The following is an 18,916-nucleotide window of genomic DNA, read 5'->3' as shown; positions in this document are numbered from 1 at the left end:
CACAGGTTTACCGATCGTCGTCCTTGTCTTGCAGGTCTGTTTGCGCGGGCTCGAGGTGCATTTTGGTGAACTCGTCGGCGGGTATGGGCCGTCCGTACACGTAGCCTTGTATGACGTGACAGCCCCATTCTTTGAGCTGCTCGGCTTCGTTCTCCGATTCGATGCCCTCGGCAACGGTTTCGAAGCCGAGGGCATCGAGCAGTTGGATGATCCCGGTCAGTGTGGTGCGGCCGCGTTCCGAATCGATCGATTCGCCGAAGAACGCCCGATCGAGCTTGATGGTGTCGAAGGGGACGTCCTTGAGGATCGAGAGCGCCGAGTACCCGGTCCCGAAATCGTCCATCGCCACCCTGAAGCCGCGTTCCCTGAGCTTGTTCGCCGTTTCGACGAGCTGCACGGTGCTTTCCGCTACGATGCTTTCGGTCAGCTCGAGCTTGATGAAGCTGTGCGGTATGCTGTAGGTGTCGACGATCTTTTCGATCCGGCCGATGAGATCGGCGCTGAACAGGTTCTGCCGTGAAAGGTTGACCGAGATCGGCACGCAGCGCAGACCCGCATCCATCCATTGGCGCAGCCTGATGCATGCGCGCTCGAGCATGTAGCGGTCGACGCGGTCGACGAATCCGTTCTTTTCGAAGATTGGGATGAACTCGTCGGGGCGAACCAATCCGAGAACGGGGGAGTTCCAGCGCACGAGCGCCTCGGCCCCGCAGAGGACGGGTTTGCCGCCCCGTATATCGTATTGGGGCTGGAAGTAGGCGACGAACTCCTCCTTGAGGAGCGCCGTCGACATGATTCCTTCGATATGTCGCGCCCTCATGGCTGCGGCGATGTTCTGCTCGTCGTAGAAGATGATGCGCTTGCCGGCGTGGCTTTTCGTCTGTCGGAAGGGGATGGCCATATCTTGGGCGATCAGGTTGACGTCCTTGTCGGCATCCGCCTTCGTGAGGCGGCAAACGCAGCACTGGGAGACGATCTGGTAATGCGTTTCGTCGGAGCCGATCGCCGCATCGATGTGGTCGAGCAGCGAAAGAAGCCGCTCTTCGGCCTCTCGGGGATTCTCGGTATGGACGAGCATGAGAAACCGATCGCCCGAGAGACGGGCGAGGAGCTCCGATTTGCCGAGATCCTGCGAAAGGATGTCGGCAACCGAGCGGATGAGGGACGAGCCCCTTTCGTATCCGAAGATCGTGTTGTACAGAGAGAAGCCCACGAGGTTGAACAGAACGAGGGAATGGGCTCCGTCTTGGCAGTCGGAACGAGCCTCGTATTTGGTGCCGAAGGCGAGCGCGTTGTCGATTCCGGTCAAGTCGTCGACCAGCGCTGCGCGGGCGAGCGCCTTTTCTCCACGGTTCTTGGTTCTGAACGCAGTGGCCATCAGCAGGATCGCAATGCATACGATGAAGCCGGCCATGATGATCGAGGCGAGCAGGATGGTGCGGTTCTTGGCTTCGAGGTAATCGCTCGGCAGCACCACGCCGATGAACCAGTCGTTGATGCCGATGGGCTCGTATGCAACGAAGCGGGAGTCTCCGCCCTCCCAGGTAAACTCCGCCGAGCCTCCCAACCCGCGGGAAAGGTCGTCCTTCACGGTGTTGGACGCTTCGGAGCGCGCGTACTCGCCATCGAGCAGGCTCGTGTTCGAATCGGCGTTTACGCCGCTCGACTTGAACAGAACGGTGCCGCTCGAATCGATGATGTCGATATGGCCGTGTCCCTCGAACAGGCTCGCGTCGATCGCATTCGAAAACGCTTCGACCGACATCGTGCCGATAAGCGCGCCGATGGGCGCACCTCCATCGTGCTTGATATCGTAGACGGGCACGGCGAATACGACGCCTTCGCCGAGCGCCCAGGCGTCGGAAGCGGGCCCCGTCACGCAGTCTTCGCCTCGGAGCGCACTTTGCACGTAGCTTCGGTCCGCGTAATCCTGCTCCGGGAGCGCGCCGAGCTCGCTGTCGTAGCCGAAGCCCCTGCCGTCGGTGGTCACGATTCCCACGCGCATGAACGCACCGGAATCGACCATTTCGCGAAACTGTTCCAGCAGCATGTCGGTATCGTTGATGTTGTCTGCCACGACGAACGCCGACGCGCCGTGCAATACGCTGAACTTATCTTCGATGACGGCGTTGACGTTTGCGCTTTCGACCGCAGCTATCTCTTTCATGAAGAGGCCGAGGGAGGATTTGAGTTCGTGCGAGATGACATTCAGGCATCCGACGAGAACGATTGCGATGATCACGAGGCCGACCGCGAAGGCGGCGATCGTTGTAGCCGCGCTCTTGCGCGGCATCGCCGTGTCGGCTGTATTCCGTGCGGTCATGATCTGCGGAACCTCCGAATGGGTATTCGCGTTGCGTAAATCGAACGTTTGGATTGTAACAGACCTGCGCGAATATATGCGGAAACTGCTCCTCAATGGAGATTTTGGTCAGGGAGGAAAATTGATATGCGGGGGCTGTGAGAGTACTGATACTAAAAATATGCCATTTGCCAGCGGCGTTGCGATTTCGTCATAAGGAAATTTCAGTAAGATATTCTTAAACTATCCGATTCGTAACCTTTTTCCTCTTGCCTAAAAGCATTTGCCAAGCTACCATATATCCACGTCCGAGGGGATGAAGAACACAACATATTGTGGAAAAAACGCTCATTGTTTGTGGAAATCTCTCGGAAAATTGGAAAGCTCGTGGAAAACTTCTTGACAAGGCCGAAGGCGCACCTCGATCGGCCTGGGTGGTATGCCACTTTCAAGCACCACGTCGTGCGGTTTGGCGACGCGGATTTTTTTGTGCCGCATAACGGAACCAGAGATCAGACAAGGGAGCGACATGGTTACAACAATCATCAAACGCGACGGCCGCACCGCAGAGTTCAGACCCGAGAAGATTGCCGAGGCGATCGAGCGGGCGTTCGAAGCGTGCGGGGCCATGCAGGACCGTACGGTGGCCGAGGAGATCGCTGCGAAGGTTGTTGATAAGATCGAGAGCGGCGCCATCGAGGGTTCTCCCACCGTCGAAGGCGTGCAGGACCTCGTCGAGGAATCGCTCATCGAGGCCGGTTTCGTGCAGACTGCGAAATCCTACATTCTCTACCGTGCCGAGCGCAATCGCGTGCGCGACGTGAACAGCCGTCTGATCAAAACCCTCAAAGACATCACGTTCTCGAAGGCCTCCGATTCCGATATGAAGCGCGAGAACGCCAACATCGACGCCGATACCGCCATGGGCACCATGCTCAAGTACGGTTCGGAATCGGCCAAGCAGTTCTACGAGATGTGCGTCATCGACCCTAAGTTCGCCCGCGCCCATCGCGAGGGCGATATCCACATCCACGACATGGACTTCTACACGCTTACCACGACGTGCTGCCAGATCGAGCTCAAGAAGCTCTTCAAGGGCGGCTTCTCCACCGGCCACGGCGTGCTGCGCGAGCCCAACGATATCGCGAGCTACGCGGCGCTTGCCTGCATAGCCATCCAATCGAACCAGAACGATCAGCACGGCGGCCAGTCCGTCTGCGATTTCGACTACGGTTTGGCCGTCGGCGTCGGGAAAACCTATCGTCGCCTCTACAAGAAGCACCTGGCCGAGGCACTCGACCTGCTCTCCGACATCGAAGACGTGAAGGCGTATACCGAAGAGATGCTCGGCCGCGTCGAAGGCGAAACGAAAACCGTCGCAACGCTGGTCATGAACGCCACGTTCTCCTCCGCCGTGCGCGCCGAGCTTGTGGGTGCCGGCGTTTCCGAGGCGGTAGCCGATAAAGCCATGGCGTACGCCGAGAAAAACGCGTTCGCCGACGCCGACCGCACGACGTTCCAGGCGATGGAAGCGCTCGTGCACAACCTCAACACCATGCATTCGCGTGCGGGCGCCCAGACCCCGTTCTCGTCGGTGAACTACGGCATGGACACGTCGGCGGAGGGTCGCATGGTCATCAAGAACATGCTGCTCGCCACTGAGCAGGGCTTGGGATCGGGCGAAACCCCCATCTTCCCCGTGCAGATCTTCCGTGTGAAAGAAGGCGTGAACTACAATCCGGGCGATCCGAACTACGATTTGTTCAAGCTTGCCATGCGCTGCTCCGCGAAGCGGCTGTTCCCCAACTTCAGCTTCCTCGACGCGCCGTTCAACGCGCCGTATTACAAGGGAACCCCCGAAACCGAAATCGCCTACATGGGCTGCCGTACCCGCGTCATGGGCAACGTGCACGATCCCGAGCGCGAGGTTACGCCGGGCCGCGGCAACCTGAGCTTCACTTCGGTCAACCTGCCGAGGCTCGCCATCCGCTCCAAGGGCGATATCGATCTGTTCTTCGACCTTTTGGACGCCAAGCTCGCCCTTGCGGTCGGACAGCTCGATGAGCGTTTCCAGATCCAGGCGCGCAAGAGGGTCTACAACGCGCCGTTTCTCATGGGCCAGGGCGTGTGGATCGATTCGGAGAAGCTCAAACCCACTGACGAACTGCGCGAAGTTCTCAAGCACGGTACGCTTTCGGTGGGCTTCATCGGCCTTGCCGAAACGCTCAAGGCGCTGACGGGCAAGCACCATGGCGAATCACCCGAAGCGCAGCGCCTCGGGCTCGAAATCGTCGGGCACATGCGCTCCTACCTAGACGTCATCTCCCGCGAACGTCAGATGAACTACACGCTCATCGCCACGCCCGCCGAAGGGCTTTCGGGCCGTTTCGTGCGGATGGACCGTGCGCGCTACGGTGTGATCGAGGGCGTGACGGATCGCGATTATTACACCAACGGGTTCCATGTGCCGGTGTACTGCGAGATCAACGCGTTCGATAAGATCTCGATCGAGGCGCCCTACCATGCGCTCACCAACGCGGGCCATATCAGCTACGTCGAGCTCGACGGCGATCCGACCGAGAACCTCGAGGCGTTCGAGGCGGTCATACGCCATATGAAGGATAGCGGTATCGGCTATGGCTCGGTCAACCATCCCGTCGACCGCGATCCGGTGTGCGGCTACAACGGTATCATCGGCGATCGTTGCCCGAAGTGCGGGCGCACCGAAGAGGAGCACGGCGTACCCTTCGAGCGCATCCGCCGCATCACGGGATACCTGGTGGGAACGCTCGACCGGTTCAACGACGCCAAGCGCGCCGAGGAATCCGACCGCGTGAAGCACCAGGTCGATAAAATGTAAAGGCCTTTCCGACAGCTTGACGCCGCAAGGCCCCCGTATCCGATGCCGTCTCGCGCTTGCTCCTGCGTACAAAGTACGTTCGGCTGTGCGGAAGACGCTTTGGAGGCGAGGGCCTTTTAACTGACCCACCTGCCAATCCGCGAGCCTGCAAGGGAGCCCTCGATGTCCGAACCGACCACCATTCGCCTGTACGGTACCGCTGCCGATTCCATCGTCGACGGACCGGGGCTGCGCTATGCGGTGTTCGTGCAGGGGTGCACCCATGAATGTCCCGGATGCCACAATCCCGAGAGCCAGCCCGCGTGCGGGGGCACGGTGCGCGCCATCGACGATATCGTCGACGAGATCGAGGCGAACGGGCTCGTGGGCGGCGTGACCCTTTCGGGAGGCGAGCCGTTCGAGCAATGCGCGGCATGCTTGGTGCTCGCCCGCAAGCTTAAGGCGCAGGGCTTGGGCTTGTGGATATATTCGGGCTACCTCTACGAGGACCTGCTTGCAGGAAGGCCCGATCCGCTCGCTCCCGAGCTTTTGGCCTGCTGCGACGTGCTCGTCGACGGGCCGTTCGTGCAGGCGCTCAACTCCTATGACCTCGCGTGGAAGGGGTCGTCGAACCAGCGGGTCATCGACCTTGCGGCAAGCCGTGAGGCGGGCGCGGTTGTATTGTGGCAAACGAGTGACAGTTTTCCCGAAGTTCCCGCTTCTTGGTAGCATAGGAGTATGGAAGAGGATTTCGACAAATTGGAATCGTTCGTGCGCAGTGAATGGTTCATCACGGCCGCATCGGTTGTGGTGATCCTCGGCATTACGGCGCTCGTTTCCTGGTTCGTCACCAAATTCCTGCGGAAGCTGTTGCAGCAGGATAATTCGCTTCTGCCCTCGAGTTCCATTTTCATCAACATCGCGCGTGCGGCGGTTTGGATCCTCGGGTTCTGCGTCATGCTCGCCACCTGCTTCAACGTAAACGTGAGTGCCGCCATCGCCGCCCTCGGCGTCGGCGGCATCGCCATATCGCTCGGTTTCCAGGATACGATCTCGAACCTTATCGGCGGCTTGCAGGTCAGCCTCATGAAGATAATCTCTCCGGGCGATAACATCGAGGTCAACAACGAGACCGGCGTGGTGAAAGACGTCACCTGGCGCCATACGACCATCGTGAACCCCCAGAACGAGACGGTGATCATTCCCAATTCGATCATCGGCAAGAACGCGCTCACGAAGCTACCCCCGACCACGCTCGTTACGATCAGGTTCGTCGTGCGCGGCGATGGGGGAGACCTCGATACCGTGGCGGCCGCCATCGAGGCGGCGTGCTCGAAGGCGGCGGGCTCCATCACAAAGGTAACCCAAAAGCCCAAGGCGATATTCATCGAGATCACCGAGTTCGGTTATTCTGGGAAGGTCACGTTCAAGGTTTCGAGCGCATCGAAGGCGGGGGAGGCGAGCGATGCGGCCGTGCGGGCCATCGCACCCATCACGCGCCCCGACGGCGATCGCGGCAGTAACTAGTCCTACGACGAAGGAGGCAGCCCATGCAGGAGCACCGCATCGAAACGGTCGGACCGCTTCATCGCGCAGACGGATCGCTCGCCGAGCCGGGGTACGCAACATCCCTGCTGCTCAACTACAACCGCTTCAAGGTGCGTGCGCCCAAGCACCGCATCAAGGAATGGGACTACTATCTCGTGAACGACGACGAGTACGCCGTCGCATTGACGGTAGGCGATCTCGGTTACATGGGCCTCATCTCGGCCTCGGTCATCGACTTGGTGGAGTGCTGGTACAAGACCTCAAGCGTCATCACACCGCTGCCGATGGGTCGTTTCGCCCTGCCCGAACGCTCGACGGAAGGCGTTACCGAGTTCAAGAACAACCGCGTTCACCTGCGGTTCGAAGTGAAGGACGGCACCCGCACGCTCCGCGCTCGGTTCGACCGGTTCGATGGGGACGAGCCGCTCCACATCGATGCGGTGCTCGATGAGGAGCCGCGCGATTCGATGGTCATCGCCACCCCGTGGGCCGAGGATCCGAAGGCGTTCTACTATAACCAGAAGATCGTCGGCATGCGCGCCCAGGGCAGCTTCAGGAAAGGCCTTACCGTGCACGGATTTCGACCCGACGATTCGTTCGGTCTGCTCGATTGGGGCCGCGGCGTGTGGACGCGCGACAACACGTGGTTCTGGGCGGTCGCCCAGGGCTGGCAGGACGGCAAGGGAAACCGCACGGCCGGATCGCATCGGTTCGGTCTGAACCTCGGCTACGGGTTCGGCGATACGTCGGCTGCTTCGGAGAACATGGCGTTCGTCGACGGCGTAGCCCATAAGCTCGGGCGCGTCGACTTCGGGATAACCGATCGCGCGGGTGCAGCGGAGAAGAACGTCGAGCGAAGGTTCGACCTTATGGCCCCTTGGCACATGACCGATGACGAGGGGAGGCTCGATCTCGTGTTCACCCCGTCGGTCGACCGGAAGGACTACATCAACCTGGCGCTCGTGATCACCGATCAGCACCAGGTATTCGGCACGCTGTCGGGCAAAGTGGTGCTCGATGACGGCAGCGAGTTCGTCGTCGAGGGCCTGCACGGCTCCGCCGAGGTCGTGAGAAACAAGTACTGAGGGCGGCCCGCCGAAGCCGCCGCTTGCGTTCGACGGCTTCGGCTGATACGGAAAGGGTGCCGGCATTTGCGCGGCACCCTTTTTCGTTTGTGCGAAATTGTTGAACTACGTGCGAGGCATCTGCCGCGGCGTTCTTACAGACCTTCGGCTGCGAATCGCGCCTCGAGCGCTTCTTGGTGAATGCCGTATTGCAGTGCCATTCCCTTGTCCACAATGCCCTGTTTTACCAAATCAAACAGGCTCTGATCCATCGTGCGCATGCCCTCGGCGCCGCCTGCGGCGATCACGCTGTCGATTTGATGGGTCTTCTCTTCGCGAATGAGATTCCTGATGGCGGTGTTCGTGATCATGATCTCGAACGCGGGAACTTCGGTGCCGTCGAGCGTGGGAACGAGTTGCTGGCTCACAATAGCTTGCAGCACCATGGAAAGCTGGATGCGAATTTGACGCTGCTGGGTTGGGGGGAACGCATCGACTATACGGTCGACCGTACCCGCGGCGCCGGTGGTATGCAGGGTGGAGAACAAAAGCTGTGCCATTTCTGCGGCGGTCACGGCGGTGCCGATGGTCTCGTAGTCGCGCATTTCGCCGAGCAGGATGATGTCGGGCGACTCGCGCATGGCCGAGCGCAGCGCCTCGCCGTACGTGGCGATGTCGGTGGGCACTTCGCGCTGGGTTACGATGCAGCTGCCGTGTTTATGGATGTACTCGATGGGGTCTTCCATCGTAATGATGTGGCCCGACCGCTCGCGATTGAGGCGGTCGATGATGCAGGCGAGCGTGGTGGATTTGCCTGCGCCTGCGGGTCCGGTAACGAGTACGAGCCCCTTCTGGAACTTGGCGAGGCGCAGCACCTCTTCGGGGATATGATACTCGGACGGGTCGGGCAAGCCGAAGGGGATCACGCGAATGACCGCGCCGAACGAACCTCGTTGGCGAAACGCGTTCGCGCGGAAGCGTCCGATACCTGGAAGGGCGAACGAAAAATCGTCGTCGTGGTTGCTGTTGTTGACGAAGTGGTCCATACTGCGGCCGGACGCTTCGTATATGCCGCGCACGAACGCTTCGGTTTCGGCGGGAGTGAAAGGATCGATGTCGAGGCGCACTTGGCGTCCGCTCGTCTCGTATGTCAACGGAAGGCCCGCAATGACAAACACGTCGGAAGCCTTGGCATCCACCATCTCCTGCAAGAGCGTTTTCAAGTCCATCGGTTCTCCTAACCTGTTATGCGGACGGCGACCATAGGGTTTCACCGTCGCCTTCTTCGTTCCATTGGGTCGTGGCTTTCCATTGCGTGATAGCGTAGGTGTAACCGTCGCGCAGCGTGATCTCTATCTCGAGACAGCGCCCGCTTTTTGCGGTAAACGTTGCGCGTACAACGCCGTTTTCCATGCTGGCTTCCGCTGACGTATCGTCATTCGATATGCTGGCCGCAAGCTCCGGAAGAGCGCCTTCGATTGCCGAGGGCAATAGCGCTCCGCTCGTTTTTTCGAGGCGCGCTTCAGCGAGGATTCCGTCGATATCGGCGACGAAACGCTGCGCCGCGACCTCGTTTTTATACGTGTCGTCAGTGAAGTCCGCTTGACGCTCGGTTGCCGCAAATGTTGCCTGTGCGGTTGAAACCGAGAGCACGGCCATGGTTGCTAAGCACAGCACGATGACCAAGGTAAGCAGGCTTACCGGCCCTATCCTCACCGAACCTCGCCCGTTGCTCATCGGATTGCCTCGCTTACGTACTTTGCTGTTTGAAGGCCGTACAGCTCGTCTTCGCCCATCGAAACCACGATATCCGCGCGGTACAACGTCCCGCCGCCGGTCTCTTCAGCGGTGACGGTGCAGGTGACCTGAAAGCCGTCTTCGGTTTCCGTCTCGTCCGTCACGCCCGTCGGCTCGACTGCAAATCGTTCGGCGCTGTTCGAGGCGAGCACGATGGCGTGTGCGAGATTCTCGTTTTCTGCNACCGCCGCCGGTCTCTTCAGCGGTGACGGTGCAGGTGACCTGAAAGCCGTCTTCGGTTTCCGTCTCGTCCGTCACGCCCGTCGGCTCGACTGCAAATCGTTCGGCGCTGTTCGAGGCGAGCACGATGGCGTGTGCGAGATTCTCGTTTTCTGCGCCTTTCGACGACGCGTTCGCGAAAAGCTGCATGAACAGCGCGACAGACCCCACCAGGAATGCGAGCAGAACGATCGCTTCGATGATGAAGGCGGTGCCGTGCCACGACGAGCGAGGTTTCTGATTGGCGGCGCGCAGGCGCCGAGCGGCGGGATCCACGTCACGCACCTCCCTTGATGCTGCGTAGCGCGATGTCGATGCTTCCTTGGTCGGTTGTAACGGTGAGAAGGCCGTTTTCGTAGGTGAAATCGAACCGGTCTGAAGCCACGATTCTCGTAGCCTTCCTTGGCGTATACGCCGCATCGGCAAGAGCGTATTCCTCGACGATGGAGCCCTCGTACCGGTAGATCCTTGTCTCATACGTGCCGCTTTCGAGGCGCTCTACCAGCACGAGAGACCGCCCCTCGGGGCCCGATCCGACCGCCACGGCATCGACCGCATCGTTTGCGCGTACGTTGTTCGCGATCAGATTGAGGCCGAGACGCGTTTCGTTCGTTTCGGATCTAACGCCGTAAAGCGATTTGTATACGTCCGTGCCGACCAAAACAGCCAGCAAGAGCGTAACGACGAAAAGGGCGAGCAGGAGCGCCGTGAAGACGCGGCCGAACGCACGCGTCTTCGGCCGCATGCCCGTCGTGAAGGCTCCTGCGTCGAATGCGTCCATAACGGAGTCGACACGATCGGTCATCGCGGCACCACCGTTACGCTCGGGGCTATGTTCGCCGCATAGGCTTCGTATGTGACGATGTAGTCTTCATGGTTGATTGTGAGTCCGTATTCGGCTTCGAGGTGCTTGAGCGAGATAGGGTAGGATCCCTCGATGGCGCAGCATTGCATCGACGCGTCGAGTATTGCAGTACGAATGGAGGCTGCTCCTTGCTCGCGAAGGTTTTGGCTTATCGCCGTATACGCGAACCAGCAGAGAACGATAAGCGCAGCCGCTATGATCGCTGCGATGAGCCGGCGTCTGCGTGACCGTTCGAGACTCTGCTTTGTTTGCTCGTGATGCATTGGCTCTCCGCCTTCTACCCGATCGAGCCCATGATGCCGATAAGCGGAAGCATGACGGAGATGAGCGTTGCCCCGACGGCAATTGTGAGAAACGCGGCAAGTGCCGGCTCGATGGAATCGACTACGCTGTCGATCCGTACGATGGCATCATCGAAGAACGTTGTCGAGAGGCGGTTAAGGACATGGTCGATGCCGCCGGAACGCGAGCCGATCGAAAGCATACGAGCATAGAGGGGCTCGAATACGTTGCTGTCGCGAATTGCCTGCGGCAGGCTTTTCGCCGTCGACGGGTCGATCATGGATTGGTAGGCGGATTCGAGTTTCACCTTGAGGGCTTGGTGGTCAACCATGGTAAGCGTGTCTTTGAGCGCGGTGTCGGTATCGATGCCGGAGGCGATGTAGGTGGAGAGGGCCGAGGTGAAACGGCTCAACGCGAGTTGGTACATTGCCGACTTAGTGAACGGCAGCCGTTCGAACGCCCGCAGAACCGAAATTCGCCCCGAAGCCGACCGACATAGGAAGAAACCGGCAAGCGCGATGACGGCGCAGACGAGCGTGACGATGAGCGCAGCCCATCCGATGATGATCGAGACGTTCACGGCGGCGAACGATCCGGAGGTCAGGTTGCCCGAGAGGCTTTCGAACGCGTTGATGAACACGGGCAGAATAGTGATGACGGTGAATGCGAGTACGACGCTCATGACGCACAGCAACGCGGCGGGATACCCCACATTGGAGCGGATTTTATCGAAAAGACGCGCTTCTTCGTCGTAGTACACCGCAAGGCTCCTGAGCGCGTTTTCCAGTCGCCCCGATTGCTCGCCTGCTGCAACCATGTCTACGGCGTAGCTCGGAAACGCCTGCGAATCGTCCATGGATGCGGCAAGCGGTTTTCCGGCGATAAGGCCTGCGTACACTTTGTCGCAGATGCTTTTGAACTCCGTATCGTCGAGGTTTTCTCCCAGCATGTGGACTGCCTCGTCGGTCTGGATGCCGGCTGAGAGCATGATGGCTACGCTTTCGCAATACACGCTGAGCGCGCTGCTTTTGAGCGGGGGTCTTGCCATGGTGCTGCTCCTCACTTCTGGCTTCTGGTGCCAACTCACGGCATGCGAGAGCCGGTCTGTTCTAATAGGTATACCGTTCGGTGTAAGCAGTTCCATCTCCCACGTACTCTTGGGAGGCGCCTGCTGCGGCGAACGTTAAGTCGATTATAGTCCAAGTTTGCGACTCAACGTTTACTTCGACGCTAATCCAACTGCCGTCAAGATATACTACATTCCACGCGTGGTAAATACCATCGGGGGATACATATCCTGTGATTATTTTGCATGGAATGCCCAAACTGCGCAGCATCGCAGCTCCAAGCGATGCGTAGTCAAAGCAGATGCCCGAACCTTCGGCAAGCGTTTCGTCGGGGTCGGGAACGTATCCTGTGGCATCGGCAAGTGCTGCGGCCTTATCGGTATCGTAGCGGATGTTTTCGGTTATCCATTCGTAGACGGCTTTAAGCACATCGCCTTGGTTCTCGGCATTGGCTGCGAGCTGTTGGGCTTTCGCAACGCATTGGCTGTCTGCGTCGTAGTCGCAAAACACGTTTGGTCTGATAAACGGTTCGAACTCCGAGTCGAGGGTCACATCGGCGGCAGCCGATGTGATTTCTACGTAGTTGCTGCCGCTCGTGTTTTGCATGATGCCGAACGTGTACGGGCCATCTCCCATGTTCAAGGGGAAAATGAGAGGGGTCCCGTCGTTCGGGAGATCGTAGTTGTAGGTCATGTCCCCCTTGGCGACCTGGAACTTAAGCCTGCTTTCATTCGTTGCCGAAGCGGCGACGAACCCCTCGGATACCGAGGAGACATCAATCATGCCCCCGTTTTCGGATAGGGCTGTGCCTTCGTCGAAAGAGGCTTCAGCGACGGCGGGCATCTTGTAGGCGGGACCGCTCGTTCCAGACCCGCCTCCTGCACCGATTGGACCGTTGGCGCCGTCGCAGCTTGCGAGCAGTAAGCACGCGAGAGCCGCTGAAAGCAGCGTTGGGATATGCAGACGGCGTTTCACCGGGGTTCGTTTCCGTTCTGTGCAGGCGTCGATCGGTGGTGCAGACGCTTTGAAGATACCTCTCTGTGGCATTATAGTCATTCATTCGTTGGTTGAAGCAACGACTGAACAAGACGTACATTATCCGACTAAATCCATAACAATTAAGCTCTGACCAGAGGTTACGGATTTATGTTTATAAATAGCACTAAATTAATAATATATAAGTTAAAAAGTGGTAAAATAAACAAGGGTTTGCTCTCGTGCGAAAACACGAGAAACAGCCTACCACATCAGAGTATTTTTACAGCATGCGAGACAACGTACAAGCGAATCGAAACAACGTGACGCACCCGTTTTCGAACGAGTAAACCAAGTGCATCGATAGCTGAGGATTCGGTGGTACGTATGGATATGCTGGAAAAATTATATGATATGAAGAATTCGCTCGAGGGCAAGATTCTCGCTGTCTTCATGTCGGTCGTGTTGGTGTTTACATTCACCAATTTCTCGGCTTATGCTGCGGATGGATCGGCTGAAGGCGCTGCTGCCGATTCTGCCCAAACGGAGCAAGCCGATACCCGGGAGCCGAGTGGCGAAGATGCTGCCGTATCAGAGGAGCAGCAGAATACGACGAGCGAACAACCTGAAGCGTCGGGCGATTTTTCCGCGGTTGCGAATCAAAGTGAGCCTGAAACGGGCGAAGACGAGTCGGCTGCCGACTCCGATGTTGCTACTGTCAAGCTCGATCTCCAAAATGCATACCTTGTATTTCTCGATCAAACGATAGCGGCCCCCGCCAAAACATTCGATGTTCCCGCCCACAAAGAACTCGATTTGCAAGTTTACGCCGACGAGAGCCACGAAATCGCATCCGTAAAGGCCGTTGTTGACGGCAAGGAAACGATTGTTGAGGAAAACGGGGGGGGGCGTTATGTTCTTGATGCCGCTCTGGTAACGAGTGCGCTCACTATCGCTGTCGAAACCACCGAAGCGAGTTCCGAGGGCAACGCTGCCGGCAACGCTGCCGATCCCATCACGTCGGACACCGTGATAATCGCAGGCAACGAAGGACAGGTGCAAGGCGGGCAGTCCGAAGCCACCGAGTCGGCTGAACCCGTCGAAGTGACAGCCGATGTAAACAGCCCTGTTTTCGAGGGATACGCGTACGTTGACGACGTCGTCGTCAAAGTGACCGCAGGCGAAGGCGTTCTGCCCGAAGGCACCACGGTCCAGGCATCGAAAGTCGAGCGTACCGAAGTAATCGAAGCTGTGTCCGAGACCGTCGAGAATCAGGGCAAGGTGCTCCAAGATGCCGTGGCCATCGACGTCACGTTGCTCAGCAAAGACGGCAGCGTCATCCAGCCCGAGGCTCCTGTGAACGTGTGCTTCTTCGATGCGAACCTCGAAGGCGACGAGGTGAGCGTGTACCGCGTATCCGATGACGCCTCGCAGGTTGAGGCGATCGGCGCACGTCAAGCGGACCGTGAGGTTCAAAGCTTCGATGTGGACCATTTTACCATCTACGTGGCAAGCGGCGCGAGCTATAAAGCGACGGGAATAGACCTCGACAGCTACAGCTTCGAGGTGGGGCAGACCGTTAAGGCAAAAGGGAATTGGAATGCTTCCTGGAAGGCCTTCTCCTGGAAGAGCTCGGATGAGCGTGTTGCCAAGGTCTCTTCAGTGAGCGGCCATCCCGACTGGGCAAACATAGTGGCCGTTGGCGAGGGGGTTGCGGAAATCACCTACAGCTACAAGTACCAGTCATCCGCCGGTTGGAAGGTCCGGACCGAGACGGCTGAAATCACTGTCGTGCCTGCCTCGGAAAAGCATACCGTTACCTGGTATGTGAACGGCAAGGTTTCGAAGCAGACGACCGTGAGCGACGGGGCGCGGCCTTCCTACGAAGGAACCCCTTCGCGCGGCATTGACTCCAAATACGTCACCTTCGCCGGATGGGCGAGCGCCCCTAACTCCAAATCGTACGCGAGCGCAGACGAACTTCCCGCTGTGACCGAAGACACGTCCTACTACGCATCGTTTACTGCCAAGGCGTATTTCTATTTCGTGCTTGAGGGCAAATCGAATACGAGCCTTATTGCTAAAGACTATATGTATGCCGGGGCGGGAACCATACTCGTGCCCGACGATTTCAAAAGCGGTAACCGTTGGTACGATGGAAGTAATTTCAGCATCTACGACTACATTGTCTCTACGCCGAGCGATGCTGCCATAAGGCAAGGTATTGAAAAAGTGTACGGCGCAGATTATCAGCCCGAGTGGGAGTACAGCGTGGATTGGACGACTCTCAACATTGCGAAGCAATCCGTCGGGTACAACTATAATGTTATAGATTCCGGTGCATCCTTCCATACCGATGGTGCCATCCAGATAGACAGGGAAACGACAGCCGGTGTTACCTATAACGTCAGATACCCTGATGGCAAGGTGGTGACAAATTCGACGACGCACAACAAGAACGCCGAGTTCGGGCTCAACAGCACCGTTAAGCTGGGCGAAACCTCCTTTGTGACCGACGGCTACGAATATGATTCGCATCGGATCCATGAAGGTGCGAGCTACAAGTTCGATGGTTGGTATACCGATCAAAGCTATACGACCAAGGCTCCCGACACTGTTACGCTCAAGAGCCCGACGACCTACTACGCTCGCTATTTAGCCAATACGAAAACGTTGACGTACGACGTGAACGGAGGCGTTTTTGCCGACGGCACAACGGATTCGAAGTCGAGCGTGCAGCAGGTTGGCAGCCGGGTTACCTTCATCGGGGAACCGACGAAAGAAGGTAAGGTGTTCGCCGGGTGGTTGGATGAGGCCGATGGGACCCTCTATCCGGCAGGTACGTCGGGCATGACCATGCCCGATCGCAACGTAACCCTCGTCGCACAATGGACTGTATATAAGGCTGCAATTACCGTATGGTTCCATGACACCAGCGAAAACAGCAAGGCGTACGTCGTGACAGACGAAGGCGCATTGTCTCAGGAGAGGGATCTCGACAAGCATGCTCTGAGCATCGACTCTGGCAATGTGCGGTGGTACTCCGCTTCGGATATCGAGCGATTCGCTGAAGAAGCGTATGAGCTGACCCCCGAAGTCGATCGGTACGAAGGGTACTCGGTTACGGTTCTGCGCGACGGCAAGTGGATGGAGATAGAGGACCTCGATGCCTACGTCATCCAGGATAACGATGACATCAGGTACCATGTCGCGGCAGAGGCAGCTCATGAAGTCACGTATACCTCTGGCGACCACGGTAGCGGCGAGCCCTTTTCGGGTGGACAATTCTACCTTGGCGACGAAGTGACGGTAAAGAGCTTTGAGGATACGGGCTTTGATGCCGATGCGGGTTATGTGTTCGATCATTGGAAGCTCGTTTCCGACGACGAGTCCTACGGTTCCGACGATTTATACACTATGGGCGGCAGCAGCGTCGAATTCGAGGCTGTGTATAGTGCCGATGCGACGCAGACCTATACGGTAAGTTACGTCTCGGACGGCAACGGTACCGTGAGTGTGCCTGCCAACGAAAGCATCCAAGTGCTGGGTACCGAGGGCGTTACCGGCTCGACCGCTACGGCCGAGCCTGGTTACAAATTCGAGGGATGGTACGTTGACGGTGTCGGGATCGACGGTGCTGAAGTTGTTTTGACTGCCGAAACAGCTGCTGAAAATATCGAGAAGAACTCTGACGGAACCTATGCGGACACGACCTTTACCGCTCGGTTCGTTCCTGACTTTGACCTGAAGGCGATTGGATTCGGGGTTGTTTACGACGGCGACGTACATCGCGTGCGGATAGACGGAACCGTTTTGGCGACCGATACCGTAGAGTACTGGATCGATGATTCGAAACTCGAATCCAATGCTTTCGTAAACGTTTCCGATTCGGCTATGGTCACGGTCAAAGTCACTCGTGGCGATGAAACCTGGACGAGCGATCCGGTGAGTGCTCTCATCGACCCCGCGCCGCTCTCCGTCACGACCGTCGGCAAGACCAGGGCCTACGACGGCACGCCGCTCACCGAGGCGGGCAACTCCGTGGAGGGCCTCGTCGCCGGGGAGACGCTCGGCGTGACGAACACCGGCTCCATCACCGAGGTGGGCTCGACGCCCAACACCTACGAGCTCGAGTGGGCCGGCGGCGAAAACGGCTACACCGCCGAGGAGTCCAACTACGCCCTCGGCCAGCCGACGCTGGGCACGCTCGCGGTGAAACCCGCTGAAGCTGTTATTAATGTGGCGAGCGCCTCCAAGTACTACGGTGATGACGATCCGACGTTTGTCGGCACGGTATCCGGCCTCGTTGGCGAGGATTCGCTCGGAAACATCGCATACAGCCGCATCAACAGCGAAGAGTCGGTCGGGTCCTACGAAAACGTGTTGACGGCGGCGGTCGAAGAAGCCAATCCGAATTACGTCTATGATGTTGTGAACGGCGATTTCGCCATCGAGCCTGCTGAGGGCAATATCGTCCGTATCAATGCAGACGGCCTGACGAAAACGTACGATGGTCAACCTGTCTCCATTGCAGCCGAAGCGGAGATGCCCGGTTCAACGCTCCTGTATTCCACCGATAAGACGAGCTGGTCAACGAATAATCCATCGTTCACCGATGCGGGGATCTACACCGTATACGCCATGGCCACCCATGGTAGCTATCAGGATACCGCTATTGTGAGTGCCGCTATCGTCGTCAACCCCGCACCGCTTGAGGTTGCCGCCGATGATTTCAGCAAGGTCGTCGGAACCGATGATCCAGCGTTCACCTACGGCTTTACCGGCGAGGTGAATGGCGAGGTTCCCGGATTTACGGGTGGGCTTGCACGCGTTGCGGGCGAGGATGTTGGGACGTATCCCATCAACCAGGGTACCCTTGCTCTCGCTGACAACGGTGCGTTTAAGTCGGCCAATTATGCGTTGCGGTTCGTTGGGGGTGTCTTGGATGTTACTGCGGCGACTCCTATTCCGCTGCCGACGCCTACACCGACCGACACGCCGACGCCTGCCGCTACGCCGACGCCGGGCGTTTTGCCTGCCGGCGATCCGGTTGCGCCGGTAGCCGACACCTTGCAGGGGATCGTCGAAGCGGTGATCGGCGAAAACGAAACCCCGTTGGCGCAGCCGTCGGAAGAGCGCATTGACGATGAGAAAACTCCGCTCAGCACGTTCGACTACGTGCATTGTTGGGTTCACTACTACTTGATCCTCGGCATCCTTCTTACCCTGCTCTACGGCGCAGGAGTGCTCGTTCGTCGTATTCGCTTTGCGCATAAGTTGAAAGCATACGAGGATGAACTGCTCGGTGTTGCGGACGAAGAGGCCGCGTTGTCCGGTGCCGCCCCGGCGACCGCGGGTGCAAAGGGGGCGTAGCCGTGAAGAGAAGCAACTGGATTATTCTGGCAGTACTTGTTGCGGCATGCGGGTTTTTCCTGTGGCTGTGGTACTACCTGGGCTTTAATCTTGTCGACAACCCGCTCGACTTGCTGTTGGCCGTTGTTTGGTGGGTTGCGGTTATCGGGATCGTGCTTGGCATTCGAGCTGCCGAGAAAAGACGGCAGAAACGCATTCGCACTATGTACGTGGCCGACAGCATGCTGTTCAACAGCGAAGCGGGATTGCTGAACTTTGTGGGAAGCGATCAGCTCGTTGCGGTTATGAACCGGGTTTTGCGCGACCTTGACTACGATTTCACCACGCAGGAGCTTCCGGAGCGCGAGGAGTTCAAGCCCGGGCTTCTCGTTAAGACCGAAAAGTACGGCAACGATAACTGGACGGGTGAAGTGGTTGTTATCGAGTCTCAGGAGCAGCAGCCCTTCGAGAGCAAAGAGGAGCTGGCCTCTCTTTTAGATGACTGCTTGGGCTGCTGTACCCGATAAGCCGTCAGCATGACGCACGTTTGCTGAGAATCGAAGGGCCCGGATGCATATCCGGGCCCTTCTCGGTTCGATCGGTTTA

At 58.3% G+C, this 18,916-nt stretch carries 14 protein-coding genes; 6 read left to right on the top strand and 8 right to left on the bottom strand.

Annotated elements, in window-relative coordinates:
• Positions 1 to 7 precede the first annotated feature (7 nt).
• A complete protein-coding gene (locus C1722_RS13455; RefSeq protein WP_102379889.1) occupies positions 8 to 2,323 on the bottom strand; it encodes a putative bifunctional diguanylate cyclase/phosphodiesterase in 2,316 nt (771 codons plus the stop codon).
• A 508-nt stretch (positions 2,324 to 2,831) separates the two neighbouring features.
• Between C1722_RS13455 and C1722_RS13450 the strand changes: the two genes are divergently transcribed.
• The 4 genes from C1722_RS13450 to C1722_RS13435 all read left to right on the top strand — a co-directional run bounded on the left by C1722_RS13450 (position 2,832) and on the right by C1722_RS13435 (position 7,774).
• Complete coding sequence (locus C1722_RS13450) at positions 2,832 to 5,162, top strand: anaerobic ribonucleoside triphosphate reductase (protein ID WP_102379888.1); 2,331 nt, start codon at positions 2,832 to 2,834, stop codon at positions 5,160 to 5,162.
• Between the two features lie 162 nt (positions 5,163 to 5,324).
• Positions 5,325 to 5,870, top strand: a complete 546-nt coding sequence (gene nrdG, locus C1722_RS13445) for an anaerobic ribonucleoside-triphosphate reductase activating protein (protein ID WP_102379887.1) — start codon at positions 5,325 to 5,327, stop codon at positions 5,868 to 5,870.
• Between the two features lie 9 nt (positions 5,871 to 5,879).
• On the top strand, positions 5,880 to 6,668 hold the full coding sequence (locus tag C1722_RS13440; protein ID WP_102379886.1) for a mechanosensitive ion channel family protein: 789 nt from the start codon (positions 5,880 to 5,882) through the stop codon (positions 6,666 to 6,668).
• Between the two features lie 23 nt (positions 6,669 to 6,691).
• Entirely contained in the window at positions 6,692 to 7,774 is a 1,083-nt protein-coding gene (locus C1722_RS13435; protein ID WP_102379885.1) for a DUF2804 domain-containing protein, read from the top strand.
• 134 nt (positions 7,775 to 7,908) lie between these two features.
• Here C1722_RS13435 and C1722_RS13430 read toward each other — a convergent pair whose 3' ends face one another.
• The 7 genes from C1722_RS13430 to C1722_RS13395 all read right to left on the bottom strand — a co-directional run bounded on the left by C1722_RS13430 (position 7,909) and on the right by C1722_RS13395 (position 12,958).
• Complete coding sequence (locus tag C1722_RS13430; protein ID WP_102379884.1) at positions 7,909 to 8,982, bottom strand: type IV pilus twitching motility protein PilT; 1,074 nt, start codon at positions 8,980 to 8,982, stop codon at positions 7,909 to 7,911.
• Positions 8,983 to 8,998: 16 nt separating this feature from the next.
• Positions 8,999 to 9,490 (bottom strand): S4A5 electrogenic sodium bicarbonate cotransporter 4, encoded by a 492-nt coding sequence (locus tag C1722_RS13425; RefSeq protein ID WP_102379883.1) that lies wholly within the window; start codon positions 9,488 to 9,490, stop codon positions 8,999 to 9,001.
• Positions 9,487 to 9,654 (bottom strand): hypothetical protein, encoded by a 168-nt coding sequence (locus C1722_RS17025; RefSeq protein WP_180995258.1) that lies wholly within the window; start codon positions 9,652 to 9,654, stop codon positions 9,487 to 9,489. Before C1722_RS17025 ends, C1722_RS13425 begins: the two co-directional genes overlap by 4 nt.
• Positions 9,655 to 10,046: 392 nt before the next feature.
• Positions 10,047 to 10,574 (bottom strand): DUF4860 domain-containing protein, encoded by a 528-nt coding sequence (locus C1722_RS13410; RefSeq protein ID WP_180995257.1) that lies wholly within the window; start codon positions 10,572 to 10,574, stop codon positions 10,047 to 10,049.
• Positions 10,571 to 10,897: a hypothetical protein gene (locus C1722_RS13405; protein ID WP_102379880.1), complete on the bottom strand. Its 327-nt coding sequence runs from the start codon at positions 10,895 to 10,897 to the stop codon at positions 10,571 to 10,573. The genes C1722_RS13410 and C1722_RS13405 overlap by 4 nt, the downstream gene beginning before the upstream one ends.
• 14 nt (positions 10,898 to 10,911) lie before the next feature.
• The gene (locus tag C1722_RS13400) at positions 10,912 to 11,964 is read right to left on the bottom strand and encodes a type II secretion system F family protein (protein WP_102379879.1); all 1,053 of its coding nucleotides are present in this window, start codon (positions 11,962 to 11,964) and stop codon (positions 10,912 to 10,914) included.
• Between the two features lie 61 nt (positions 11,965 to 12,025).
• On the bottom strand, positions 12,026 to 12,958 hold the full coding sequence (locus C1722_RS13395) for a transglutaminase-like domain-containing protein (RefSeq protein ID WP_180995256.1): 933 nt from the start codon (positions 12,956 to 12,958) through the stop codon (positions 12,026 to 12,028).
• A 414-nt stretch (positions 12,959 to 13,372) separates the two neighbouring features.
• On the opposite strand from C1722_RS13395, the gene C1722_RS17615 reads away from it, so the two are divergent.
• Entirely contained in the window at positions 13,373 to 18,331 is a 4,959-nt protein-coding gene (locus C1722_RS17615) for an MBG domain-containing protein (protein WP_180995255.1), read from the top strand.
• A 2-nt stretch (positions 18,332 to 18,333) separates the two neighbouring features.
• Positions 18,334 to 18,837 carry a hypothetical protein gene (locus tag C1722_RS13385; protein WP_102379876.1) on the top strand — a complete coding sequence of 168 codons (504 nt, stop codon included), beginning with the start codon at positions 18,334 to 18,336 and terminating at the stop codon, positions 18,835 to 18,837.
• The last annotated feature ends 79 nt before the right edge of the window (positions 18,838 to 18,916 follow it).

Source organism: Raoultibacter timonensis (assembly GCF_900240215.1).
Classification (GTDB): domain Bacteria; phylum Actinomycetota; class Coriobacteriia; order Coriobacteriales; family Eggerthellaceae; genus Raoultibacter; species Raoultibacter timonensis.
This window is presented reverse-complemented; position numbering and strand designations above follow the sequence as displayed.